Annotated in this window: 16 protein-coding genes, 1 tRNA gene and 1 pseudogene; 8 read left to right on the top strand and 10 right to left on the bottom strand. The window is 58.7% G+C overall.

The genetic code is table 11. From position 1 onward, the window contains the following. Positions 1-212: 212 nt before the first annotated feature. The 3 genes and pseudogenes from AC3IYG_RS12360 to AC3IYG_RS12350 form a co-directional block, all read right to left on the bottom strand. Positions 213-1,400, bottom strand: a complete 1,188-nt coding sequence (locus AC3IYG_RS12360) for a hypothetical protein (protein ID WP_489308771.1) — start codon at positions 1,398-1,400, stop codon at positions 213-215. Positions 1,401-1,494: 94 nt separating this feature from the next. Then, positions 1,495-2,243: pseudogene (locus AC3IYG_RS12355) on the bottom strand (phage late control D family protein); the annotation flags it as partial. A 222-nt stretch (positions 2,244-2,465) separates the two neighbouring features. Continuing rightward, a complete protein-coding gene (locus AC3IYG_RS12350) occupies positions 2,466-2,651 on the bottom strand; it encodes a DUF4145 domain-containing protein (RefSeq protein WP_489313902.1) in 186 nt (61 codons plus the stop codon). Between the two features lie 1,126 nt (positions 2,652-3,777). On the opposite strand from AC3IYG_RS12350, the gene tig reads away from it, so the two are divergent. The 7 genes from tig to AC3IYG_RS12315 all read left to right on the top strand — a co-directional run bounded on the left by tig (position 3,778) and on the right by AC3IYG_RS12315 (position 12,267). After that, positions 3,778-5,088, top strand: coding sequence for a trigger factor (tig, locus tag AC3IYG_RS12345; protein WP_489308769.1), 1,311 nt, complete (start codon positions 3,778-3,780; stop codon positions 5,086-5,088). Positions 5,089-5,179: 91 nt separating this feature from the next. Continuing rightward, the gene (gene clpP / locus AC3IYG_RS12340) at positions 5,180-5,821 is read left to right on the top strand and encodes an ATP-dependent Clp endopeptidase proteolytic subunit ClpP (RefSeq protein ID WP_489308768.1); all 642 of its coding nucleotides are present in this window, start codon (positions 5,180-5,182) and stop codon (positions 5,819-5,821) included. A gap of 107 nt (positions 5,822-5,928) precedes the next feature. Then, positions 5,929-7,209, top strand: a complete 1,281-nt coding sequence (gene clpX / locus AC3IYG_RS12335; RefSeq protein ID WP_489308767.1) for an ATP-dependent Clp protease ATP-binding subunit ClpX — start codon at positions 5,929-5,931, stop codon at positions 7,207-7,209. A 148-nt stretch (positions 7,210-7,357) separates the two neighbouring features. Further along, the gene (lon, locus tag AC3IYG_RS12330) at positions 7,358-9,754 is read left to right on the top strand and encodes an endopeptidase La (protein WP_489308766.1); all 2,397 of its coding nucleotides are present in this window, start codon (positions 7,358-7,360) and stop codon (positions 9,752-9,754) included. A 136-nt stretch (positions 9,755-9,890) separates the two neighbouring features. Then, entirely contained in the window at positions 9,891-10,163 is a 273-nt protein-coding gene (hupB, locus tag AC3IYG_RS12325) for a nucleoid-associated protein HU-beta (protein ID WP_010490206.1), read from the top strand. Positions 10,164-10,216: 53 nt separating this feature from the next. Further along, a tRNA-Asp gene (locus AC3IYG_RS12320) sits at positions 10,217-10,293 on the top strand. 99 nt (positions 10,294-10,392) lie between these two features. Further along, entirely contained in the window at positions 10,393-12,267 is a 1,875-nt protein-coding gene (locus tag AC3IYG_RS12315; RefSeq protein WP_489308763.1) for a SurA N-terminal domain-containing protein, read from the top strand. Positions 12,268-12,330: 63 nt separating this feature from the next. Here AC3IYG_RS12315 and fabI read toward each other — a convergent pair whose 3' ends face one another. Genes fabI through AC3IYG_RS12285 form a run of 6 tightly spaced genes read right to left on the bottom strand, consistent with a single transcriptional unit; the run spans position 12,331 to position 20,553 of the window. Continuing rightward, entirely contained in the window at positions 12,331-13,125 is a 795-nt protein-coding gene (gene fabI / locus AC3IYG_RS12310; RefSeq protein ID WP_489308761.1) for an enoyl-ACP reductase FabI, read from the bottom strand. A gap of 29 nt (positions 13,126-13,154) precedes the next feature. Beyond that, the gene (locus AC3IYG_RS12305; RefSeq protein ID WP_489313901.1) at positions 13,155-14,765 is read right to left on the bottom strand and encodes an ABC transporter ATP-binding protein; all 1,611 of its coding nucleotides are present in this window, start codon (positions 14,763-14,765) and stop codon (positions 13,155-13,157) included. Positions 14,766-14,778: 13 nt separating this feature from the next. After that, complete coding sequence (locus AC3IYG_RS12300) at positions 14,779-15,810, bottom strand: ABC transporter permease (protein WP_489308760.1); 1,032 nt, start codon at positions 15,808-15,810, stop codon at positions 14,779-14,781. Position 15,811: 1 nt separating this feature from the next. Next, on the bottom strand, positions 15,812-16,885 hold the full coding sequence (locus tag AC3IYG_RS12295; protein WP_489308758.1) for a microcin C ABC transporter permease YejB: 1,074 nt from the start codon (positions 16,883-16,885) through the stop codon (positions 15,812-15,814). Then, on the bottom strand, positions 16,886-18,727 hold the full coding sequence (locus AC3IYG_RS12290) for an extracellular solute-binding protein (RefSeq protein WP_489308756.1): 1,842 nt from the start codon (positions 18,725-18,727) through the stop codon (positions 16,886-16,888). After that, on the bottom strand, positions 18,724-20,553 hold the full coding sequence (locus tag AC3IYG_RS12285; protein ID WP_489308754.1) for an extracellular solute-binding protein: 1,830 nt from the start codon (positions 20,551-20,553) through the stop codon (positions 18,724-18,726). Before AC3IYG_RS12285 ends, AC3IYG_RS12290 begins: the two co-directional genes overlap by 4 nt. A 166-nt stretch (positions 20,554-20,719) precedes the next feature. On the opposite strand from AC3IYG_RS12285, the gene AC3IYG_RS12280 reads away from it, so the two are divergent. Beyond that, the gene (locus tag AC3IYG_RS12280; RefSeq protein WP_489313900.1) at positions 20,720-22,141 is read left to right on the top strand and encodes an HDOD domain-containing protein; all 1,422 of its coding nucleotides are present in this window, start codon (positions 20,720-20,722) and stop codon (positions 22,139-22,141) included. On the opposite strand, the gene AC3IYG_RS12275 is transcribed toward AC3IYG_RS12280, so the two are convergent. After that, on the bottom strand, positions 22,138-23,718 hold the full coding sequence (locus AC3IYG_RS12275; RefSeq protein WP_489308752.1) for a LysM peptidoglycan-binding domain-containing protein: 1,581 nt from the start codon (positions 23,716-23,718) through the stop codon (positions 22,138-22,140). The genes AC3IYG_RS12280 and AC3IYG_RS12275 overlap by 4 nt on opposite strands. Positions 23,719-23,785 lie beyond the last annotated feature (67 nt).

Raw genomic sequence — 23,785 nt, 5'->3', positions numbered from 1 at the left:
TTATGCCATTTTAACCACCCCATTTTAACCCCGTTTTATGGACCCAATTTTATGCGGCTCTCAGGTAGTTTACCCTTCAGTTCTAGGCTCACGCTCGCGTACCTGCCACCGGCAGTAGGTGATGAAACAGCGAGCTCCGCTCGCCAGGGTATACCTGCTGGTGGTTGGAGCTGCCGAGGGTGCGGTGAACTTAAACTTCACCCTCAGTATGTTTAGCAACTTTCACTCGGTGGCTCAGGCTTGAAGTCAGCATCCCCGACTTTCGCTTTTTTCTTCAACAGGTTCGCGGAGTTTACAAGGTTAAATAGTTCGGATTTTGTTTTGAATATTTCTGACTTCTTTGGGGTGCCAGCGCAAAGCTCTTGAAGCTCTTCCTGTTTTGCAATAACTAATTGTGCTGCGTTGTAGTATTCATTTTTTGCTGTGTTCTTGGCCTCTTCGTTATCCCATTTTGCTTGCTCTATTTCCTGTTTGCTTTTGAAGACTTCAAGCTCGGTGACAGCAGTTGCTGCGGCTGTTTTAAGCTGCTCGTCCGAGGCCTCGAAAACTGACGCCCAAAACTTTGCCATTTCACCAGCCTTCTTGGTTTCTATCACGGTCGCCGCAAATGACATTGGACTATTGAGCTGCTCCTCATCAAAGTCTAATTTTAGGAATTGTGTTTGATTGGCGGATAAAACACTTCCTTCATGCACGAAGCTTACTTTGGCAAGTTCCTTGTTCTTTGCATCTAGGACTCCCAAGTCAAGGGCCCTGCCAGGGAAGTCTCCTTCGGTCGCATCTTTGTCAGGTTTGACATAGCCTATGAATATCGAAATGTCCCTGGGTTCTTGTTCTTCATATTCGCTTGGGGTAAAGCCGTAATACTTTATGCTCAATGGCACAAAAGCTATAGCGTTGCCTTTAACTACTGGCAGGATCTCTGCGTGTAGTTCTGGTGTTCCAGAGATAGTAAGTACCGTTGGGGTATAAGTTCCTCCAGCACCAGCGCCGACCTCGAAAAAGTCTGTTGTGGGGCTGGGGTTTGTGGAGTGCTCGAACTTGGCTCTGACTATATGTAGACACTGCGCGTTGTCAGTCGTTGAGATGTCAGAAATCTTGATTTGATTTGATACGACGGTTGTGGTTTCGACTTTGTCGGTAGCTGCTTTTTTGATTGCTTTACCGAGCATGTCGACTCCAATCTTAGCGGCTTCGGCAGCAAGTATTGCAGCTGCGCCAGCAACGAATTCCGCCGGCTTTGTGTATTTAATGTCGGAGTGACAGGGTGATGAAAACATGTAGGTTCCATATATTTCATCGGTGCCAGTGTTGGACGGCTGTCTAATGTTACTGCCGCAGCCTATGCAAAATATTGAGATTACAGATACAGCTGCGATTTTGATGCTAGAGATATCCATAACGACTCCTTTCTATCGCTGGTCAGTGATGAATCCATTAACAGTATCCTTGGTAGATCACAGCAGCTAAAAAAGCAAAGTGCCATCATGTGTTTTATGTCACTTTCGTCATTACCCGTTCCACTGCCCGCTGCGCACTCGCCTTGCTTGCGTACAGGTGGCGCAGCCTTCGCGGCTTGGCCTGGTCGCCGGCGGTGATGGTTTTCTCGGCAGCGGTTTTGGCGTCGCGGTAGTAGGCAATGATACCGGTGTAGTCGCCGGCGTCTTCCTCGTACAGATCATCAATCGTGTCTTCGGGCAGTTGGCTTTCCAGCTCCAGGCTAGTGGTGTAGCCAGCGTCAGCGGTGAGGCTGTGTTGCACGTTGCCGCCGTGCCAGATGATGGCGTCTATCTCGCCTTTGACCCCGACCAGGGTGTAGGTGGGTTCGGGGATCAGATCCGGGCGACCTTTGGCCAGGTTGTAGGTGAGGGTGGCGCTGCCGTGCTGCAGGCGGTTCCATTCGGCACGGGCGGCGTGCAGGGCGAATTGTTCGTCGCTGTAGGTGTGGCGCAGGTCTTTGAGGTTGTCGCCACCGCCGGCGATGGCTTTCTGCTTTTTGGCGCTGTTGACGTTGTAGTAGTAGGCACGCACGCCGTCGTAGCTTTCGCGGTCGGCCTGCAGGTAGCGGTGGCCACCGCGTCGAACTCTTCGCCGAGGCGGGTGAGGATGTTGGCGTCGGACTCATTGGCCTGGTCGAGTTGGAGAATGGGCTGCTCGGCCAGGGCGGCGGCAATGCGGGCGGTGAGCTGGTTGCGCCCAGCGATGGCCTGCAGCACGGCGCTCGGGGTGGTGTTGCTCCAGCTGCCTTATGCCGCGCCGTCCTTCCGCTCTGCAGCTTGCCTAGGGCCTTCAGGAACCAGTTGGTAGAGGGCCTCTAATTCTTTCGGCTCCGAAATTCCTTTCTCTACGATCAAGTTGAGCATCTGAAACATCTTGGATGCGATGTGGTCGATGTCCTCAGCAGCCATCTCGCCTGGGTGAACAGCGTTGTTACCTGTAATTCTGACAGTGTCCGCTACCTTAAATCAGCAACTGGGGCAACACGTTTTCTTGGCGAGCGCACGAATGTCATCGTCAATTCGCTCACCCTTTTCACCTAAATGCACGCACAATTTCTGAAGCGCAAGCCGCAGTAAGGCTGCTGCCGCTCGCGGCGAGTGGCTAAAAACGGCAGCTGCCTCGATGTAATCAAGTCGCACGTCCTCAGGCATATCTCGGGCAGGCCTCGGAGCAAGCGTTTGATCGGGGTAGATCATCCGTCTCCCGTGAGACAACCAGTCGCTAGGCTTGTCGCACTTGGCGCAGACCGCCATGGTCGAAAGCGAATCTTTTCTGTCCGCATAGACGAGATGATGCCAAGTCATGTGTGCATAAGCCCCGCAACGTGGGCAGTTAAAAGCGCTCTCTCCGTAATTCGGTGACACATGTTCCATCGTAATCCTCCTTCCCAGGCTACGAGGCGCAGGCTGTATTTCTGCTCGCCTAGCATTTGATAGCGCTCTCGAAGCCCTTCTGTCTCTAGAGTCCTGGCGCGCGCCGTCCCCCCGCCAGCCTGCGGGCTAAATAGGTCGCTTTTTCCTCACCCCCTGCATGGGGTTGGCAGCGGCCTGCGTCGGGGCTGGCGGGGTTATCTTTGCGGCGCAAAACCCTGCAGAACTGCGGCAAGCGGTGTTTCTACAGCCTCCCAGGGGGCTTGCTGAGCGCTCCGTTTTCATGAGGCATAGCGGGAAAAGGTAATTTTGGTCGGCGCGTGGGTTGAGTGGTGCTCTGGCCCCCGTGGTTGCTGGGCTGGAGCGATTACCCAAAGTGGTGATTTTTAGTTAGGTGAAAGGTAATTTTTCTGTAAGTGACTGATTTAACTGGGTTTGTTCTTTCGTTCTGAAAACCATGGATAGAGGTAAGTTGATTACTAAGAAATTACTATTTAATTACCTTTATGAATGTCTGTTAAGTCATTGAAAATAGAGGCTTTAAGTCGTTGGCAGAGAAAACCTAACCAAAATTACCTTTTTCCGATGGGGCAACCTGAAAACCGGTTGACCAAGGGCGGCGAGGCTCTTACAGTGCGCACCCCTTCATTCTTGGGAATGACTTGGGAACAAATACAGGCTTTCGCATAACGTGCGGGCCGCAGTAAATCAGGCTTACAGGTGTGTTCGGGGCTCTGGTGTTGAGTTCGAGTCTCTCCGTCCGCACCACCTTCTATATATAGTTTCCCTCCCGTTTTCCTCCCCGCTTCTCAGTGTGGTGACTTCTTCAGTTTGACCCACTAGAATGCATGCCCTTGATTCTGGGGCCGGAAACGGCCGGCTAACGTCTGTGCAGCGAGGAATACCCATGCAAGTTTCTGTTGAAAATACTTCTGCTCTTGAGCGCCGCATGAGCATCACCGTGCCAGCTGAGCGCATCGAGATCCAGGTCAACAAGCGTCTGCAGCAGACCGCCCAAAAGGCCAAGATCCCGGGCTTCCGTCCAGGCAAAGTGCCAATGAGCGTGATTCGTCAGCGCTATGAGGCAGATGCGCGTCAAGAGGCTGTGGGTGACCTGATCCAGTCTTCGTTCTACGAAGCTGTGGTTGAGCAGAAGCTGAACCCGGCTGGCGCGCCATCCGTTGAGCCTAAAGTCCTCGAAAAGGGCAAGGATCTGGAATACGTAGCGACTTTCGAAGTATTCCCTGAGTTTACGGTCGCCGCTTTCGACTCCATCGCCATCGAGCGTTTGAGCGCCGATGTGGCGGATGCGGATCTCGACAACATGCTGGAAATCCTGCGCAAGCAGAACACCCGTTTCGAGACAGCCGAGCGTGCTGCTCAGGATGGCGATCAACTGAACATCGATTTCGTCGGCAAGGTCGACGGTGAAGTGTTCGCTGGCGGTTCGGCCAAAGGCACCCAGCTGGTGCTGGGCTCCAATCGCATGATTCCGGGCTTCGAAACGGGTCTGGTTGGCGCTAAGGCTGGTGAGGAGCGCGTGCTCAAGCTGACCTTCCCGGCCGATTACCAGAACCTGGATCTGGCCGGCAAAGAGGCTGAGTTCAGCGTTACCGTCAACAGCATCTCCGAGCCTAAGCTGCCGGAGCTGAATGACGACTTCTTCGCCCTGTTCGGCATCAAGGAAGGCGGCCTGGAAGGTTTCCGTACTGAAGTGCGCAAGAACATGGAGCGTGAGCTGCGTCAGGCCATTAAATCCAAGGTGAAGAACCAGGTGATGGAAGGCTTGCTGGCCGGCAACCCGATCGAAGTGCCGAAGTCGTTGCTGAGCAATGAAGTCGACCGTCTGCGCGTGCAGGCCGTTCAGCAGTTCGGTGGCAACATCAAGCCGGATCAACTGCCGGCCGAGCTGTTCGAAGAGCAGGCCAAGCGCCGTGTAGTGCTGGGTCTGATCGTTGCCGAAGTGGTCAAGCAGTTCGATCTCAAGCCTGACGAAGCCCGCGTGCGCGAGATGATTCAGGAGATGGCTTCCGCTTACCAAGAGCCTGAGCAAGTTGTGTCCTGGTACTACAAGAACGACCAGCAACTGAACGAGGTGCGTTCGGTTGTACTGGAAGAGCAAGTTGTAGATACTGTTCTGCAGAAGGCCAATGTGACCGATAAGCAGGTCTCTTACGAAGAAGCGGTCAAGCCGGCGGAAGCCCCGCAAGCAGCCTGACCCCGACCTTTAGTTCGAGCAACCATAAGCCAGCCTTCGTGCTGGCTTATGTGTATTTGAGACATGACTAGCTAGGGAGCGATCGGAATACATGTCCCGTAATCCTTTTATGCAGCAAATGCCCGATATCCAGGCCGCAGGCGGCCTGGTTCCCATGGTGATCGAGCAGTCCGCCCGCGGCGAACGCGCCTATGACATCTATTCGCGTCTGTTGAAAGAGCGCGTGATCTTCCTGATTGGCCCGGTCGAAGACTACATGGCCAATCTGGTGGCGGCGCAGCTCCTGTTCCTCGAAGCGGAAAACCCGGACAAAGACATTCACCTCTATATCAACTCGCCGGGTGGTTCGGTGACTGCGGGCATGTCGATCTACGACACCATGCAGTTCATCAAGCCGGACGTTTCCACTATCTGCATCGGTCAAGCCTGCAGCATGGGTGCGTTGTTGCTGGCGGGTGGCGCAGCAGGCAAGCGCTATTGCCTGCCGCATTCGCGGATGATGATTCACCAGCCGCTGGGCGGTTTCCAGGGCCAGGCTTCGGATATCGAGATCCATACCCGTGAGATCCTGACCATTCGTGATCGTCTGAACCAGATTCTGGCCAATCACACCGGTCAACCGATCGAGGTGATCGCCCGTGACACCGATCGTGACAATTTCATGAGCGGTGAGGTTGCGGTCAATTATGGTCTGATCGATCAGGTGCTCACCAAGCGTCAATTGGCTGGCTGATTGGTCAGTCAGGTGGCGGCCAGCGATGCTTGGCCGCTGCGCGGGCTTGAAAATGCCCGCATTTGCCCTCATCTTGTGTTTCAAGCCTACCGGATTGGATTGATCGAATGACTGACACCCGCAACGGCGAGGACAACGGCAAGTTGCTTTATTGCTCCTTCTGCGGCAAAAGCCAGCATGAAGTGCGCAAATTGATTGCCGGCCCCTCGGTCTTTATCTGCGACGAGTGCGTCGACCTGTGCAACGACATCATCCGCGAGGAGGTGCAAGAAGCCCAGGCCGAGAGCAGCGCGCACAAACTTCCTGCGCCCAAAGAAATCAGCACCATCCTCGATCAGTATGTGATCGGTCAGGAGCGGGCGAAAAAGGTTTTGGCGGTAGCGGTCTACAACCACTACAAGCGCCTCAACCAGCGCGACAAGAAAGACGATGTCGAGCTGGGTAAGAGCAATATTCTGCTGATCGGTCCGACTGGCTCGGGTAAAACCTTGCTGGCCGAAACCCTGGCACGCTTGCTGAATGTACCGTTCACGATTGCCGATGCGACCACGCTGACTGAGGCGGGTTATGTCGGTGAGGATGTCGAGAACATCATTCAGAAGCTGTTGCAGAAGTGCGATTACGATGTCGAGAAGGCTCAGATGGGCATCGTCTACATCGATGAAATCGACAAGATTTCGCGTAAATCGGATAACCCCTCGATCACTCGCGACGTGTCGGGCGAGGGCGTGCAGCAGGCCTTGTTGAAATTGATCGAGGGCACTGTAGCCTCGGTGCCGCCGCAAGGTGGGCGCAAGCATCCGCAGCAGGAGTTCCTGCAGGTGGATACGCGCAACATCCTGTTCATCTGCGGTGGTGCGTTCTCCGGTTTGGAAAAAGTCATCCAGGGTCGCTCGACCAAGGGCGGCATTGGCTTCAATGCCGAGGTGCGCAGCATCGACCTGGGTAAGAAGGTGGGCGAATCCTTGCGTCAGGTCGAGCCTGATGACCTGGTGAAGTTCGGCCTGATTCCGGAGTTCGTCGGGCGTTTGCCGGTCATCGCCACTCTTGATGAACTGGATGAGGCGGCCTTGATGCAGATCCTTACCGAGCCGAAGAATGCCCTGACCAAGCAGTACGCCAAGCTGTTCGAGATGGAAGGCGTCGACCTGGAATTCCGTCCAGATGCGCTGAAGTCCGTGGCGCACAAGGCGCTGGAGCGCAAGACCGGTGCTCGTGGTCTGCGTTCTATCCTTGAAGGCGTGTTGCTCGACACCATGTACGAGATCCCCTCGCAGTCCGAGGTGAGCAAGGTGGTGATCGATGAAAGCGTCATCGCTGGCACGTCCAAGCCGCTGCTGATTTACGAAAACAGCGAGCCGCCTGCCAAGGCGGTTCCTGAGGCGTGATCAACGCTGTGACGTGACTACAAAGGGGCCTGCGGGCCCCTTTGTATTTCCTGCGCCAGTGCTTGTTTTTTCTCGGGGCTGCCCCCATCTTAGGGCCAAGGGTACTCCCACCTGTTTACGGCCGAATGGCCGCCGTAGAGCCGAAATCATGAAGACAACCGTCGAATTGCCTCTCTTGCCTTTGCGCGATGTTGTGGTTTACCCACACATGGTTATCCCGCTATTCGTGGGGCGTGAAAAATCTATCGAAGCCCTGGAAGCCGCAATGACTGGCGATAAGCAGATTCTTCTGCTTGCGCAGAAAAATCCGGCCGATGACGACCCTGTCGAAGATGCGCTGTACCGCGTCGGTACCGTTGCCACCGTGCTGCAGCTGCTGAAACTGCCGGATGGCACCGTCAAGGTGCTGGTCGAGGGCGAACAGCGGGGTTCCGTCGAGCGCTTTATCGAGGTGGACGGCCATTGCCGCGCCGAGGTGACGCTGATCGAGGAAGTGGAAGCTGTCGAGCGTGAGTCGGAGGTCTTTACCCGCAGCCTGCTCAGCCAATTCGAACAGTATGTGCAGTTGGGCAAGAAGGTGCCTGCCGAGGTGCTCTCCTCGCTGAACAGCATCGATGAGCCCGGCCGACTGGTCGATACGATGGCCGCGCACATGGCGCTGAAGATCGAGCAGAAGCAGGAAATCCTCGAGATCACCGACCTGTCGCTACGGGTCGAACATGTGCTGGCGCTGCTGGATGCGGAGATCGATCTGCTGCAGGTCGAGAAACGCATTCGCGGCCGCGTGAAGAAGCAGATGGAGCGCAGCCAGCGCGAGTACTACCTGAATGAGCAGATGAAGGCCATTCAGAAAGAGCTGGGTGATAGCGAAGAAGGGCATAACGAACTCGATGAGCTGAAAAAACGCATCGAGAATGCCGGCTTGAGCAAAGAGGCCCACACCAAGGCCCATGCCGAACTGAACAAGCTCAAGCAGATGTCGCCGATGTCCGCCGAGGCGACGGTGGTGCGCTCTTATATCGATTGGCTGGTCAATGTGCCGTGGAAAGCTGAAAGCAAGGTGCGCCTGGACCTCGCCAAGGCTGAAAGCATCCTCGATGCCGATCATTATGGGCTGGAGGAGGTCAAGGAGCGCATTCTTGAGTACCTCGCCGTGCAGAAGCGTGTGAAAAAGGTCAAAGGCCCGGTGCTCTGCCTGGTCGGTCCGCCGGGGGTTGGTAAAACCTCGTTGGCTGAGTCGATCGCCCATGCCACCAATCGAAAATTCGTGCGCATGGCCTTGGGTGGCGTGCGTGACGAAGCGGAAATCCGTGGTCATCGCCGTACCTATATCGGTTCGATGCCGGGTCGTTTGATTCAAAAGATGACCAAGGTCGGGGTGCGCAACCCGCTTTTCTTGCTCGATGAAATCGACAAAATGGGCCAGGACATGCGCGGCGATCCGGCTTCGGCACTTCTGGAAGTGCTCGATCCCGAGCAGAACCACAACTTCAATGACCACTATCTGGAAGTCGATTACGACCTCTCGGATGTGATGTTCCTTTGCACTGCAAACTCCATGAATATTCCGGCGCCATTGCTGGACCGTATGGAGGTAATCCGTCTGCCGGGCTATACCGAGGACGAGAAGATCAATATCGCGGTCAAGTATCTGGCGCCGAAACAGACCGAAGCCAATGGCCTGAAAAAGGGTGAGTTGGAGTTCGAAGATGCCGCGATCCGCGACATGATTCGTTACTACACCCGCGAAGCCGGTGTCCGCAGTCTTGAGCGGCAGATCGCCAAAGTGTGCCGTAAGGCGGTCAAGGAGCACGTCCGCGAGAAGCGTTTCAAGGTCCTGGTTACGGCCGATTCCCTCGAGCATTTCCTCGGTGTGAGCAAATATCGCTACGGGTTGGCCGAGCAACAAGACCAAATTGGCCAAGTTACCGGCTTGGCATGGACGCAAGTCGGGGGTGAGTTGTTGACCATCGAAGCGGCCGTGGTGCCGGGTAAAGGGCAGTTGATCAAGACCGGTTCGCTGGGTGATGTAATGCTCGAATCCATCACGGCTGCGCTCACTGTTGTGCGCAGTCGGGCGAAAAGCCTGGGGGTCGCTCTGGACTTCCATGAGAAGCGCGACATCCATATCCATATGCCAGAAGGTGCGACGCCCAAAGATGGCCCCAGCGCAGGCGTAGGCATGTGTACGGCCCTGGTTTCGGCGCTAACGCAGATACCGGTGCGTGCGGACGTGGCCATGACCGGTGAGATCACCCTTCGTGGTCAAGTTCTGGCTATCGGCGGCTTGAAAGAAAAACTGCTTGCGGCACATCGCGGTGGAATCAAGACCGTGATTATTCCGGAAGAAAACGTGCGTGATCTGAAAGAGATTCCGGAAAATATTAAGCGAGACCTGCAGATTAAACCGGTTAAATGGATTGACGAGGTCCTGCAAATTGCGCTGCAATACGCCCCGGAGCCCTTGCCCGATGCGGCTCCGGAGTTGGTTGCAAAGGATGACAAACGCGAGACTGATTCCAAGGAGCGAATTAGCACGCATTAGCCGGGGGGCTTCCTTGACACATTTTTAGAGCCCTTGTTATAAAGCGGCTCTTATTGTGTCAGCAGGCCATCCAGCACCGCTTTGCTTTCACCCAAAAATTAAGAAATAAACTCAAACAGGAATAAGGGGACTTAGAGTGAACAAGTCGGAACTGATTGATGCTATCGCCGCATCTGCTGATATCCCGAAAGCTGTCGCTGGCCGTGCGCTGGACGCAGTCATCGAATCCGTCACTGGCGCTCTGAAGGCTGGTGATTCTGTGGTACTGGTTGGTTTCGGTACTTTTGCTGTCAAAGAGCGCGCAGCTCGTACTGGCCGCAATCCGCAGACTGGTAACCCGATCAGCATCGCTGCTGCTAAGATCCCAGGCTTCAAAGCAGGTAAAGCTCTGAAAGACGCCGTTAACTAAGCGTCTTTCGGGCCTTTGCCCATCCTGATCAGGGTCATTCCTGATCAGGCAGCGGAGCGGTAGTTCAGTCGGTTAGAATACCGGCCTGTCACGCCGGGGGTCGCGGGTTCGAGTCCCGTCCGCTCCGCCAGTTACGAGAAGGCGCATCCTCGGATGCGCCTTTCTTCTATCCGGATTCTACCCACGCTCCACGGCCGCTTATTTCAGTACGGTCGTTTCTGGGGGACGCATGCTGCAGAATATCAGGGACAATTCACAGGGCTGGATTGCCAAGACCATCATCGGTGTCATCGTCGCCTTAATGGCGTTGACGGGCATCGACGCCATCTTCAGTACCACGGGTAACGGTCAGAATGCCGCCGAGGTCAACGGTGAAGAAGTCAGCCAGAACGAGCTGAGCCAGGCTGTCGAAATACAACGCCGTCAGTTGATGCAAAAGCTCGGTAAGGATTTCGATGCCTCCTTGCTCGACGACAAGCTCTTGCGCGAAGCAGCCCTCAAGGGGTTGATCGAGCGCAAGCTGTTGCTGCAAGGCGCTAAAGATTCGAAGTTTGCTTTCTCCCAGCCGGCCATCGACCAGTTGATTCTGCAGACACCGGAGTTTCAGGTGGATGGCAAGTTCAGTTCGGCGCGCTTCGACGAAGTGATTCGCCAGATGGGTCATACCCGTTTGCAGTTCCGCCAGATGCTCGAGCAGGAAATGCTGATCGGCCAATTGCGTGCCGGACTGGCGGGTAGCGGTTTCGTTACCGATGAAGAGGTGCTGGCTTTTGCCCGCCTCGAGAAGCAGACCCGTGATTTCGCGACCCTTACGCTCAAGGCCGATGTCAAAGCGGTGAAGCTCTCGGACGATGAGATCAAGGCTTACTACGACGAAAACGCCAACCAGTTCATGAGCCCCGAGCAGGTCGTGCTCGAGTATGTCGAACTGAAAAAGGATGCTTTCTTCGACAAGGTTGAAGTCAAGGACGAAGACCTGCAGGCGCTCTACCAGAAGGAAATTTCCAATCTGGCCGAGCAGCGCCAGGCGGCGCATATCCTTGTCGAGGTCAACGATAAGCTGACCGACGACCAGGCTAAGGCGAAGCTCGAAGAGGTCAAGCAGCGTCTGGCCAAGGGTGAGGATTTCGCCGTGCTGGCCAAAGAGTTCTCTCAGGACCCCGGTTCCGCGGCCAATGGCGGTGACCTGGGTTATGCCGGTCCTGGCGTTTACGACCCGGCCTTCGAAGAGGCGCTCTATGCCTTGCAGAAGAATGAAGTCTCCGCTCCGGTGCGTAGCTCTTACGGCTGGCATCTGATCAAGCTGTTGGGTGCACAGGCTCCGGAGGTTCCGAGTTTCGCCAGTTTGAAAGACAAACTCAGCCGTGAGCTGAAGGCGCAGCAAGTCGAGCAGCGCTTTGTCGAAGTGACGAAAGAGTTGGAAAGCTCCGCATTCGAAGCTTCCGATCTGGCGCAGCCGGCTCAGGAGCAGGGGCTGGAAGTCAAAACCAGCGTGCCTTTCGGTCGTGAAGGCGGCGAAGGCCTGGCGGCTAACCGCCAAGTCATTCAAGCGGCGTTCAGCCCTGAAGTGCTGGAAGAGGGTGCAAACAGCGGCGCTATCGAACTGGATCCCGATACGGTGGTGATCTTGCGCGCCAAAGAGCACAAGAAGCCCGCACAGTTGCCGCTCGACAAGGTCAGCGACAGCATTCGCGAGCACCTGGCTCAACTGCGTGCCAGCGAGGCGGTCGAAGCCAAGGGCCAAGCTTTGCTCAGCGCTTTGCGCGACGGTAAAACGCCGGTGGCGCAGGCTCAGGACGGTCAGGCCTGGAGGGTTGTGGAAGCGGCGACACGCAGCCAGGAAGGCGTTGAGCCTGCCGTGCTGCAAGCGCTGTTCCGCATGCCGAAACCCGAGGGCGTCGACAAGCCCAACTTTGCCGGTGTGACGCTGGGCAATGGTGATTACGTGGTATTGCAGCTCAAGGGGGTCAGTGAGCCGGAAGAGGCCTTGAGCGACGAGGAGAAGGGCATGTATCGCCGCTTCCTGGCTTCGCGCAGTGGCCAGCAGGATTTTGCTGCCTTCCGCAGCCAGCTGGAAGCCAAGGCTAAGATCGAGCGCTTCTAAGCGCAGGTTCAAGTCCAAGAAAAAGGCCGCTCAGTGAGCGGCCTTTTTCGTTTACGGCGTTTATCAGTCTTCGATAGCGCCCATGGCGGTGGTGTTGAAGCCGCCGTCCACGTACATGATTTCGCCGCTGATGCCCGACGCCAGGTCAGAGCAGAGGAAAGCGCCGGCATTGCCGACTTCTTCGATGGTCACATTACGGCGCATCGGCGTCTGTGCCTCGTTGGCGGCGAGCATCTTGCGGAAGCTCTTGATGCCGGAGGCGGCCAGGGTGCGGATCGGGCCGGCCGAGACGGCGTTGACGCGGGTGCCTTCCGGGCCAAGGCTGCCGGCCAGGTAGCGCACACCGGCTTCCAGGCTGGCTTTGGCCATGCCCATGACGTTGTAGTTCGGCATGGTGCGTTCGGCGCCCAGGTAGGACAGGGTCAGCAGGCTGCCGTTGCGGCCTTTCATCATCTCGCGGCCGGCCTTGGCCAAGGCAACGAAACTGTAGGCGCTGATGTCGTGCGCAATGCGGAAACCGTCACGGGTGGTGACTTCGGTGAAGTCGCCGTTCAGTTGATCGCCTGGGGCGAAACCGACCGAGTGGACGATGATGTCCAGGCCGTCCCACTTCTTGCTCAGCGCTTCGAAGACCTTGGCGATCTCTTCGTCGCTGGCCACGTCGCAGGGGAAGCACAGTTCGGCGTTCGAACCCCAGCCGGCGGCGAATTCCTCGACGCGGCCCTTGAGCTTTTCGTTCTGGTAGGTGAAGGCGAGTTCCGCGCCCTCGCGATGCATGGCGGCAGCGATGCCGGATGCGATGGACAGTTTACTGGCGACACCGACGATCAGTACGCGCTTACCGGCGAGAAAACCCATGGTGTTATTCCTCTTCCTGCTTTCAAGGATTAATCGGCAGTCGCGGGCGCCAGAAAAGCGGCTTCCAGCAACTGCTGTGTATAAATGTGTTGTGGCGCGGCGAAGATAGCCTCTGCCGGCCCCTGTTCAACCACCTGACCCTGCTTGACCACCATCAAGTGGTGGCTGAGCGCCTTGACCACCGCCAGGTCATGGCTGATGAACAGGTAAGTCAGGTTGTACTTGCTCTGCAAGGATCGCAGTAATTCCACCACCTGCCGCTGGACCGTACGGTCCAGCGCCGAAGTGGGCTCATCCAGCAATATCAGCGCCGGCTTCAGCACCAGTGCCCGGGCGATGGCAATCCGCTGCCGTTGCCCGCCGGAAAACTCATGGGGGTAGCGGTGCCGGGTTTCCGGATCCAGACCTACCTCCAAAAGTGCATCGATAATTGCCTGTTCCTGCTCCGCTTCTGTGCCCATCTTGTGGATGCGCAAGCCTTCTCCGACAATCTGGCCCACCGACATGCGCGGGCTGAGGCTGCCGAAGGGGTCCTGGAACACCACCTGCATCTGCCGCCGCAGCGGGCGAACCTGGTGCTGCGACAGCCCGTCCAACGTCTGCCCCTGGAACCGAATGGCACCCTGACTGCCGATCAGCCGCAAAATGGCCAAGCCCAGGGTGGATTTGCCGGAACCGCTTTCGCCGACAATGCCCAGGGTCTGTCCCTGAGGCAGGCTGAAATTGATGCCGTCCACCGCTTTCACGTGATCGACCGTGTGGCGCAGCAGCCCTTTCTTGATCGGGAACCACACCCGCAGGTCATCGACTTCCAGCAGCGGCTTGCCGGCCGGGTTGCTCGCCGGCTTGCCACTGGGCTCGGCGCACAGCAGTTCCTGGGTATAGGGATGCTGCGGTGCATTGAACAGTTCAGTGCATGACGCCTGTTCGACGATGCAACCGCGCTGCATGACACATACCCGGTGCGCAATTCGTCTCACCAGGTTGAGGTCGTGGGTAATCAGCAGCAGCGCCATGCCCAGGCGGGCCTGCAATTCCTTGAGCAGTTCGAGGATTTTCAATTGCACGGTGACGTCCAGCGCCGTGGTCGGTTCGTCGGCAATCAGCAGTTCCGGCTCGTTGGCCAGGGCCATGGCGATCATCACGCGTTGGCGCTGACCGCCCGAGAGCTCGTGGGGGAAGGCTTTGAGGCGTTTGTGCGGCTCGGGGATGCCGACCAACTCCAGCAGTTCCAGGGTGCGTCTGGTGGCGGCCTTGCCCGTCAGCCCTTTGTGCAGGGCGAGCACTTCGTTGACCTGCTTCTCGATGCTGTGCAGCGGGTTGAGCGAGGTCATCGGCTCCTGGAAAATCATGGCGATGCGGTTGCCGCGAATGCCCCGCAGTTTGTTCTCGCCGAGCGTGAGCAGGTCGTGGCCGGCGTAGCGGATGCTGCCCGACGGGTGGCGGGCCAGCGGGTAGGGCAGCAGGCGCAGGATCGAGTGGGCGGTGACCGACTTGCCCGAGCCGCTCTCGCCGACCAGGGCCAGGGTTTCGCCGCGGCGGATATCGAAGCTGATGCCTTCCACCACGCGCTGTGCGGTTTCGCCGACGACGAACTCGACGGCCAGATCGCGCACTTCGATCAGGTTTTCGCTTTGCAGATTTTCAGCCACGTTATTTCCTCGGGTCGAAGGCATCGCGTGCGGCCTCGCCGATAAACACCAACAAGGTCAGCATCAGCCCCAGCACGGCAAAGGCGCTGATCCCGAGCCAAGGCGCCTGCATATTGGACTTGCCCTGAGCGACCAGCTCGCCGAGCGAGGGTGCGCCGGGCGGCAGGCCAAAGCCGAGGAAGTCCAGGGCGGTGAGGGTGCCGATGGCGCCCGTGAGGATGAACGGCATGAAGGTCATGGTCGAGATCATCGCGTTCGGGAGGATATGGCGGAACATGATCGCGCCGTTCTCCATCCCCAGGGCGCGGGCCGCGCGTACGTATTCCAGGTTGCGCCCGCGGAGGAATTCGGCGCGCACCACATCCACCAGGCTCATCCAGGAGAACAGCAGCATGATGCCCAGCAGCCACCAGAAGTTCGGCTGCACGAAGCTGGCGAGAATGATCAGCAGATAAAGCACCGGCAGCCCCGACCAGACTTCGAGAAAGCGCTGGCCGAGCAGGTCGACCCAGCCGCCATAGAAGCCCTGCAGGGCACCGGCGACCACGCCGATGATCGAGCTGAGCAGGGTCAGCGTCAGGGCGAACAGCACGGAAATCCGGAAGCCGTAGATCACCCGGGCGAGCACGTCACGGCCCTGGTCGTCGGTGCCCAGCAGGTTATCGGCCGAGGGCGGCGCCGGGGCGGGCACCTTCAAGCCGTAGTTGATGCTCGAATAGCTGTAGGGGATCAGCGGCCAGAGCATCCAGCCACCCTTGGCGGCGATCAGCTCGCGGATATAGGGGCTCTTGTAGTTAGCTTCGAGTGGGAATTCACCGCCGAAAGCGGTCTCCGGGTAGCGCTTGGCGACGGGGAAATACCACTGGCCGTCGTAACTCACCGCCAAGGGTTTGTCGTTGGCGATCAGCTCGGCACCGAGGCTGATGATAAACAGCGCGAGGAACAACCACAGTGACCACCAGCCGCGCTTGTGGGCCTTGAGTCGCGCGAAACGGCGTTGATTGAGCGGCGACAGCTTGAAGGTGATGGCCATCTCAACCCTCCCGATTTTCGAAGTCGATCCGCGGATCGACCAGGGTGTAGGTGATGTCACCGATCAACTTCACGATCAGCCCGACCAGGGTGAAGATGAAGAGGGTGCCGAATACCACCGGATAATCGCGGTTGATCGCGGCCTCGAAGCTCATCAGGCCCAGGCCGTCGAGGGAGAAGATCACTTCGATCAGCAGTGAGCCGGTGAAGAAAATGCCGATGAAGGCTGCCGGAAAGCCGGCGATGATCAGCAGCATGGCATTGCGGAACACGTGACCATAGAGCACGCGGGTTTCCGTCAGGCCCTTGGCGCGGGCGGTGACCACGTACTGCTTGTTGATTTCGTCGAGGAAGCTGTTTTTGGTCAGAAACGTCAGGGTGGCGAAGTTGCCGATTACCAGGGCGATCACTGGCAGTACCAGGTGCCAGAAATAGTCGAGGATTTTGCCGCCGAGGCTGAGGTCGTCGAAATGGTTGGAGGTCAGCCCGCGCAGCGGGAACCAGTCGAAATAACTGCCGCCGGCGAACAGCACGATCAGCAGGATGGCAAACAGGAACGCCGGGATCGCATAGCCGACGATGATCGCCGAACTGGTCCAGATATCGAAGGTGCTGCCATGCCGTGTGGCCTTGGCGATACCCAGCGGGATGGACACCAGGTACATGATCAAAGTGCTCCATAGGCCGAGGGAAATCGACACCGGCATCTTCTCGATGATCAGGTCGATGACTGCGGCATCGCGGAAGAAGCTCTCGCCGAAATCCAGTTGCGCATAGCTTTTGAGCATCAGCCAGAAGCGCTCGGGGGCTGGCTTGTCGAAGCCGTACATGCGCTCGATCTCATGCACCAGTTCGGGGTCCAGGCCCTGGGCGCCGCGGTAGTTGGAACCGGCGACGGCGACTTCCGCGCCGCCGCCGGCGATACGGCTGGTGGCACCCTCGAAGCCTTCGAGCTTGGCGATCATCTGCTCCACCGGGCCGCCTGGGGCGGCCTGGATGATGAGAAAGTTGATCAGCAGGATGCCGAACAGCGTCGGGATGATCAGCAGCACGCGGCGCAGAATATAGGCGAGCATTTATTCGGCTTCCTTGGGCGCTGACGCTGGCTGCGCAGTATCGGCGGTTTCGCGGCTTTGCCACCAGGTCATCAGGCCGTAGTCGTAACGAGGCGTGGTGGCTGGGCGGCCAAGCTTGTTCCAGTAGGCGATGCGCCAGGTATCGAGGTAATAGTTGGGGATCACGTAGTGGCCCCACAGCAGCACACGATCCAGGGCGCGCGCGTGCTTGATCAGGCTCTGCCGGGAGTCGGCGCGGATCAGCCCGTCGACCAACTGGTCGATCGCCGGGTCGTGCAAGCCGATGAGGTTGCGGCTGCCCGGGCTGTCGGCGCTGCTGGAGTGCCAGAATTCACGCTGTTCGTTGCCGGGTGAGTTGGATTGGCCCCAGGTGGCGTTGGTCATGTCGAAGTCGCGCGAGCGCAGGCGGGTGACAAACTGCGAGGCATCGACCCGGCGGATCTGCATGTCGATGCCCAGCTCGGCCAGGTTGCGCATGAAGGGCAGCAGGATGCGTTCCATGTTGGTCTGCAGGAGCATGAACTCGAATGCCAGCGGTTTGCCGTCCGGGCCGATCATCTTGTCGTTCTCGATGCGGTAGCCGGCCTCCAATAGCAGTTGATAGGCCTTACGCTTCTGTTCGCGGATCATGCCGTCGCCATTGTTGACCGGCGGCTGGTAGACCGTGGTGAGCGCCTCCGGTGGAATCTGGGCGCGCAGTGGCTCGAGAATCTTCAGCTCTTCGGCGTCCGGCAGGGCATGGGCGGCCATTTCCGAGTTTTCGAAGTAGCTGCTGTTGCGCTTGTACGAGCCGAAGAACAGCTGTTTGTTCGACCACTCGAAGTCGAACAACAGGCCGATCGCTTCGCGCACGCGGCGGTCCTGGAACAGGGGGCGACGGATATTGAAGACAAAGGCCTGCATGCCCACCGAGTTATGGTTGGCGATGGCTTCTTTGACGATGCGGCCGTCGCGCAGGGCCGGGGAGTCGTAACCGGTGGCCCAGTCCTTGGCGGAATATTCCAGGTTCATGTCGAATTGGCCGGCCTTGAACGCCTCCAGCGCTACGGACATGTCGCGGTAGTAGTCGACGACGATGGCGTCGAAGTTGTAATAGCCACGGTTGACCGGCAGGTCCTTGCCCCACCAGTCCTTGACGCGCTCGAGGCGGATGGTGCGCCCGGCTGCGACGGAGGCGACCCGGTAGGGGCCGCTGCCGAGTGGGACTTCGAGGTTGGACTTGGAGAAGTCGCGCGTCGCCCACCAGTGCTTGGGCAGTATCTGCAGTTGGCCAAGAATCAGCGGCAGTTCGCGATTGCCGGCATGCTTGAAGTCGAAACGCACGCTTAGCGGGGCTTCGGCGACCACCTTGGCGACGTCCGCATAGTAGTTGCGGTACATCGGGTCGCCATGCTCGAGCAGGGTCTCGAAGGTGAAGATCACATCCTCGGCCGTCACCGGGGTACCGTCGTTGAAGCGGGCTTTGGGGTTCAGGTAGAAGCGTACGTAGCTGCCGTCCGCTGCTTTTTCGATTTTTTCGGCCAGCAGACCGTATTCGGTAAAGGGCTCGTCTGGTGAGTGGTAAGTCAGGCTGTCATAGACCAGGCCGAGCTGATCGGCGGCCACACCCTTGGGAATGAATGGGTTGAGGCTGTCGAAGCCGCCGTTGCCGGCGAGCCGCAGCGTGCCGCCTTTTGGCGCATCCGGGTTTACATAATCGAAGTGTTGGAAATTGGCCGGGTACTTGGCCGGTTCGTCATACAGGGTAATGGCATGTTTGGGCACGGCCTGGGCGAGGCTGGCCAGGCTCAAGAGCAGGGCTCCGCTGCCGCGCAGCAACAGGGCGCGCAAGGTGAGGGTCATTGGGCGTTCTCCGTGGGCTTCAGCCACCAGGCACGCAAACCCAGGGTGTAGGGCGGCGTGGTGACGAAGGCGAACCGGTTGCGGTACGCCAGGCGATGATAGTTCAGGTACCAATTGGGAATGATGTAGTGCTGCGAGAGCAGCACCCGATCCAGGGCGCGTGCCGCCGCCACCTGTTCGTCGCGGTTTTGCGCGGCCAGCAAATGCTCGAGCATGCTGTCGATGACCGGGTGGGCGACGCCGGCGTAGTTCTTGCTGCCTTTGATGCCGATCTGGCTGGAGTGGAAGTACTGCCATTGCTCCAGGCCGGGGCTCAGCGTTTGCGGCAGGGTCATCAGAATCATGTCGAAATCGAATTGATCCAGGCGCTGTTTGTACTGGGCGCGATCGACGGTGCGCAGGCTGGTCTGGATGCCGATGCTGGCGAGGTTCTCGGTATAGGGCTGGAGAATGCGCTCAAGGTTCGGGTTGACCAGCAGAATCTCAAAGCGCAAGGGCTCTCCACGGCTGTTCAGCAGGCGTTGTCCGGAGGGTTTCCAGCCGGCTTCGGCCAATAGCCCCAATGCGCGGCGCAGGGTTTCCCGCGGGATGCCGCGACCGTCGGTTTGCGGCATGCTGAAGGGCGCGGTGAACAGGCTTGCCGGCAATTGCTGGCGGAAGGGGGAGAGCAGCAACCATTCCCGTCCTTCGGGTTTGCCGAATGCGGCGAACTCGCTGTTGGGGTAATAGCTCTTGGCGCGGGTGTAGGCGTTGTTGAACAGGGTGCGGTTGGTCCACTCGAAATCGAACATCAGCCCCAGGGCTTCACGCACCTTGCTCTCGGCCAAGGCGGCGCGGCGGCTGTTCATGAACAGCCCCTGGGTTTGCGTGGGGATTCGATGGAGGATCTCGGCGCGGATCACCTCGCCACGGGTGACGGCCGGGAAGCGGTAGCCGGTGGCCCAGTTCTTGGCCTGGTGTTCGATGTAGAAGTCGAACTCGCCCGCCTTGAAGGCCTCGAACGCGACATCGCTGTCGCGGTAGAACTCCACCTCGACCCGGTCGAAGTTGTACTTGCCGCGGTTGGCCGGCAGCTTTTCGCCCCACCAATCCTTCACTCGCTCGAATACCAGTTGGCGACCTGGCATCACTTGGCTGATCTTGTAGGGGCCGCTGCCCAGTGGTGGTTCGAAGGTGGTGGCCTTGAAGTCGCGGTTTTTCCAGTAGTGCTGCGGCAGCACCGGCAGTTCGCCGAGACGGAGGATCAGCAGAGGGTTGCCGGCCCGTTTGAAGACGAAGCGAATGCGGTGGCGGCCGAGAATATCGACCCGCTGTACTTCCTGCAGGTTGGTGCGGTATTGCGGATGCCCGTCCTTGAGCAGCAGGTGGTAGGAGAACGCGACGTCATAGGCGGTGATCGATTTGCCATCATGGAAGCGCGCCTCGGGTCGCAGGTTGAACACCACCCAGCTGCGATCCTCGCTGTATTCGATCGACTGGGCGATCAAGCCATAGCTGGAGGCGGGCTCGTCGCCGGATTGGTCGTACTGCCCGGTGCCAGCCAGCAATGGCTCGTTCAGTTCGGTCACCCCATATTGCTGAAAGTTGGGGGTCGACGACGGGCTGCTACCCTTGAAGGTGTAGGGGTTGAGGGTATCGAAGGTGCCGAAGGCCATTACCCGGACGGTGCCGCCTTTGGGCGCATCGGGGTCTACCCAGTCGAAATGGGTAAAGCTGGCGGGGTACTTGAGGGCGCCGAACTGGGCATAGCCATGGCTTTCGCTGATGGCTGCCAACGCGGGGAAGCTCATGGCCAGGCTAAGGAACAGCAAGAGGAGGGGACGCATCAGACGAGGGATCCGATCCATGGCGGCTTTGGGCTTCTTGGTGGGTACAGTAACAGCTTGTATCCGCTGGAAAAAGAGTAAGCCCTGTGGCTGAGTTAGCAGGCATTATGGCGGTATTGGATTCACCCACCACGAGGTTCCTATCTTGGCCACACGCAGCCATGGTTTGCAGTCATGGATTGATCGATTAAATCAAGCCGAATTACCTGCTTTGGCCGCAGTGGTACAGGATCTGCACCGGCTGGCGCAGGAAGAGAAAGCTTCGGTCCAGCAGTTGGCCGATGTGTTGCTGCGCGATGCCTCCCTGACCTCCAAGGTGCTGCGTGTTGGCAACAGCGTCTATTACAACCCCGCGCAGGAGCCGATTCGCACCATCTCGCGGGCCATCGTCCTGATTGGTTTCAATGACGTGCGGTTGATCGGGCTCTCGGTCAGCCTGATCGACGGCCTGCTCACGCGCGCGCCGCGCGAGCAGTTGCAGGAGTTGCTGGCGCGCTCCTTTCACGCCGCCGTGCAGGCGCGCAACATCGCCGGTTATGTGCTCTCCAAGCATCAGGAAGAAGTGTTCATCGCCGCGCTGCTGTACAACCTGGGTGAGCTGGCGTTCTGGGGCTGTGGCGGTGAGCAGGCCGATGAACTGGCCGATGCCTTGGCGCAGCCCGGCGTGGTTGCGGATCAGGCGGTGCGTGAGGTGCTGGGCACCAGTTTCCGGCAGCTGACGCAGGGGCTGGTGAAAAGCTGGAACCTGGGCGAGATCGTCAGCCTGGCTCATAACAGCGCCAGCCACAATGACCCGACCGTGTATGCCGTCAGCCTGGGCGCACGTATCAGTGAGGCGGCGCTGGACGGTTGGGACTCGCCGGCGATGGAAGTGCTGATCCAGCAGTTGGCCGATTTTATCGGGGTCAGCCCGGAAGACGCGCTGCAACAAATGTTGGCCAGCGCCGATGAAGCGGTCAAGGTGGCCACGACCTTCGGGGCGAGCACGCTGTGCCGCCTGATTCCGTCGACCGATCCGGAGCTGATCCGCTTGCAGCAAGAGCAGCGTAAGGCGCGTTTGCTGCGGCCCAACCTGCTGGTGCTGCAGCAGGCGTTGCAAGATCTTGGGTTGATGGCTTCCAAGCGCGGCGATATCGGCTTGATTCTCGATACCTTGTTCAACGGCTTGCACCTGGGCGCCGGGCTTGAGCGGGTGATGCTCACCGTGCTGGCCGATGGGCAGAGTCGGTTTCGCGTCAAACGCGCGGAGGGTGAGGACACCCAACGCTGGCTGACGGAATTCGTTTTGCCGGCGGAACAGGCCGAGCAGCCGCATATTTTCAGTTATGTGCTGCGTCACAAGGAGGCATTCTGGATGGGTGTGCCGGCCAGCTATAACCTCAATGAACTGGTGACCCAGCCGATTCGACAAGCCTTGGGGCAGGGGATGTTCTTCATTGCGCCGTTGCTGGCCGGGACGCGGCAGATCGGCGTGCTGTATGCCGATGGGCGGGTCTCCGGGCGGGCGCTGAAACACGAGCAGTTCGTGGCTTTTCAGCGCTTCACTCAGCTGACCGGGCGCTGCCTTGAAGCGCTGAGCAAGCGTTAGCGACCGCTCAGATACAGGGTGATGGTCTGCCCGGGCGTGAGGGCGTGGCTGGTGCGCGGGTTCCAGGTTTTCAGGTGCTGCATCTCGACGTTGAAGCGTTTGGCGATCAGGTACATCGAGTCGCCTTTGCGCACCTTGTAATAGGTGATCGCTTCACGCCCCGTGTTGCTCTGCTTTTTTCCGGCCGGGCGCACGGTCGCTTTGTCGCCTTGCAAGGCAAGCGTCTGCCCTGGCTTGACGCCGTTGGCGGAGAGCTTGTTCCAGCGCTGCAGATCCTTGACGTCGACCTTGTTGGCTTTGGCGATCTGCCACAGGTTGTCGCCGCTCTTCACGCGGTAGCTGCGCGGCGCTTCTTCGTGCTGGGCGGTGCTCTGGAACAGCGGCTGCGCCGGTTTCACCCCGGGCTGCGCGGGAATGTTCAGCACCTGGCCGACGCGCAGGCTATTGCCCGGCAGCTGGTTTATTTCCTTGAGGGTATTCACCGTCAGGTTATAGCGGTTGGCGATGCCATGCAGGCTGTCGCCGCTGCGCACGCGGTATTCCTGCCAATCCACCAGTTCCTGCGGCTTCATCAACGCCAGGTTGGCGGTCAGCAGCTCGGCTTTATCCGTTGGCACCAGCAACTGTTGCGGACCATCCAGGGTGATGCGCTTCTTGAAGGCCGGGTTGAGCTGGTACAGCTCATCCGCGTCGACCCCGGCCATGGCGGCCACGCGTGACAGATCCATGCGCTGCTTGATCTCGACCATCTCGAAATAGGGTTCGTTGGCGATCGGGTCGAGGTTGATGCCGTAGGCTTCCGGCGCCATCACCAGCTGTGACAAGGCCAGCAGCTTGGGCACGTAGTCCTGGGTTTCCTTGGGCAGCGGCAGGTTCCAGTAGTCAGTCGGCAAGCCGAGCTTCTGGTTGCGCTCGATGGCGCGGCTGACGGTCCCTTCACCGGCGTTGTAAGCGGCAAGGGCCAGCAGCCAGTCGCCGTTGAACATCTCATGCAGACGCGAGAGGTAATTCATCGCCGCGTTGGTCGAGGCGGCGATGTCGCGGCGGCCGTCGTACCAACTGGTCTGTTGCAAGTTGAAGTAGCGCCCGGTGGACGGGATGAATTGCCACAGGCCGACCGCATCGCTGCGCGACAGCGCAAAGGGGTTGTAGGAACTCTCGATCACCGGCAGCAGGGCCAGTTCGAGCGGCATGTTGCGTTCTTCCAGGCGCTCGACCACATAGTGGATATACAGGCTGCCACGGCCGCTGGCACTGTCGAGGTAGGAGGGCTTGCTGGCGAACCACAGGCGCTGCTGCTCGATGCGTGGGTTGACGCCGATCTCGCCTTGGAGCCGGAAGCCGGCGCGCAGCCGATCCCAGATGTCCTGGGGCTTTTCGGGTTCCGGAGTGTCCGTCAGCCATTGTGGCTGGCGCTGCAGTTCGACGGCCAGGTCGGTTTCGCGGCCGGGGTCGTCAGTGTGGTTGCCGCCGGTACTCTGGCAGCCTGCCAGAACCGCCGCACAGATCACCACAAGCGCTCGCGCGGCCCGTGCCAATGCGTCTAAATCTGAAGTCGTGCGCGCTGATGACGGCATTGGCTAGGAGGTTATTCCAGGCGAAAAGATCGGCCGATTCTAGGAACGGTACTCCAGGTGGTCAAGT

This window comes from Pseudomonas sp. KH_027 (assembly GCF_057838565.1).
Note: the sequence above shows the minus strand (reverse complement) of the source record. Positions and strands in the feature narration are given on the sequence as shown.

What these genes read in the sequence shown, in the direction of transcription:
- AC3IYG_RS12360 (WP_489308771.1), bottom strand. Translation starts at nt 1,400, where the DNA reads ATGGATATCTCTAGCATCAAAATCGCAGCTGTATCTGTAATCTCAATA.
- AC3IYG_RS12350 (WP_489313902.1), bottom strand. Translation starts at nt 2,651, where the DNA reads ATGCCTGAGGACGTGCGACTTGATTACATCGAGGCAGCTGCCGTTTTT.
- tig (WP_489308769.1), top strand. Translation starts at nt 3,778, where the DNA reads ATGCAAGTTTCTGTTGAAAATACTTCTGCTCTTGAGCGCCGCATGAGC.
- clpP (WP_489308768.1), top strand. Translation starts at nt 5,180, where the DNA reads ATGTCCCGTAATCCTTTTATGCAGCAAATGCCCGATATCCAGGCCGCA.
- clpX (WP_489308767.1), top strand. Translation starts at nt 5,929, where the DNA reads ATGACTGACACCCGCAACGGCGAGGACAACGGCAAGTTGCTTTATTGC.
- lon (WP_489308766.1), top strand. Translation starts at nt 7,358, where the DNA reads ATGAAGACAACCGTCGAATTGCCTCTCTTGCCTTTGCGCGATGTTGTG.
- AC3IYG_RS12315 (WP_489308763.1), top strand. Translation starts at nt 10,393, where the DNA reads ATGCTGCAGAATATCAGGGACAATTCACAGGGCTGGATTGCCAAGACC.
- fabI (WP_489308761.1), bottom strand. Translation starts at nt 13,125, where the DNA reads ATGGGTTTTCTCGCCGGTAAGCGCGTACTGATCGTCGGTGTCGCCAGT.
- AC3IYG_RS12300 (WP_489308760.1), bottom strand. Translation starts at nt 15,810, where the DNA reads ATGGCCATCACCTTCAAGCTGTCGCCGCTCAATCAACGCCGTTTCGCG.
- AC3IYG_RS12295 (WP_489308758.1), bottom strand. Translation starts at nt 16,885, where the DNA reads ATGCTCGCCTATATTCTGCGCCGCGTGCTGCTGATCATCCCGACGCTG.
- AC3IYG_RS12290 (WP_489308756.1), bottom strand. Translation starts at nt 18,727, where the DNA reads ATGACCCTCACCTTGCGCGCCCTGTTGCTGCGCGGCAGCGGAGCCCTG.
- AC3IYG_RS12285 (WP_489308754.1), bottom strand. Translation starts at nt 20,553, where the DNA reads ATGCGTCCCCTCCTCTTGCTGTTCCTTAGCCTGGCCATGAGCTTCCCC.
- AC3IYG_RS12275 (WP_489308752.1), bottom strand. Translation starts at nt 23,718, where the DNA reads ATGCCGTCATCAGCGCGCACGACTTCAGATTTAGACGCATTGGCACGG.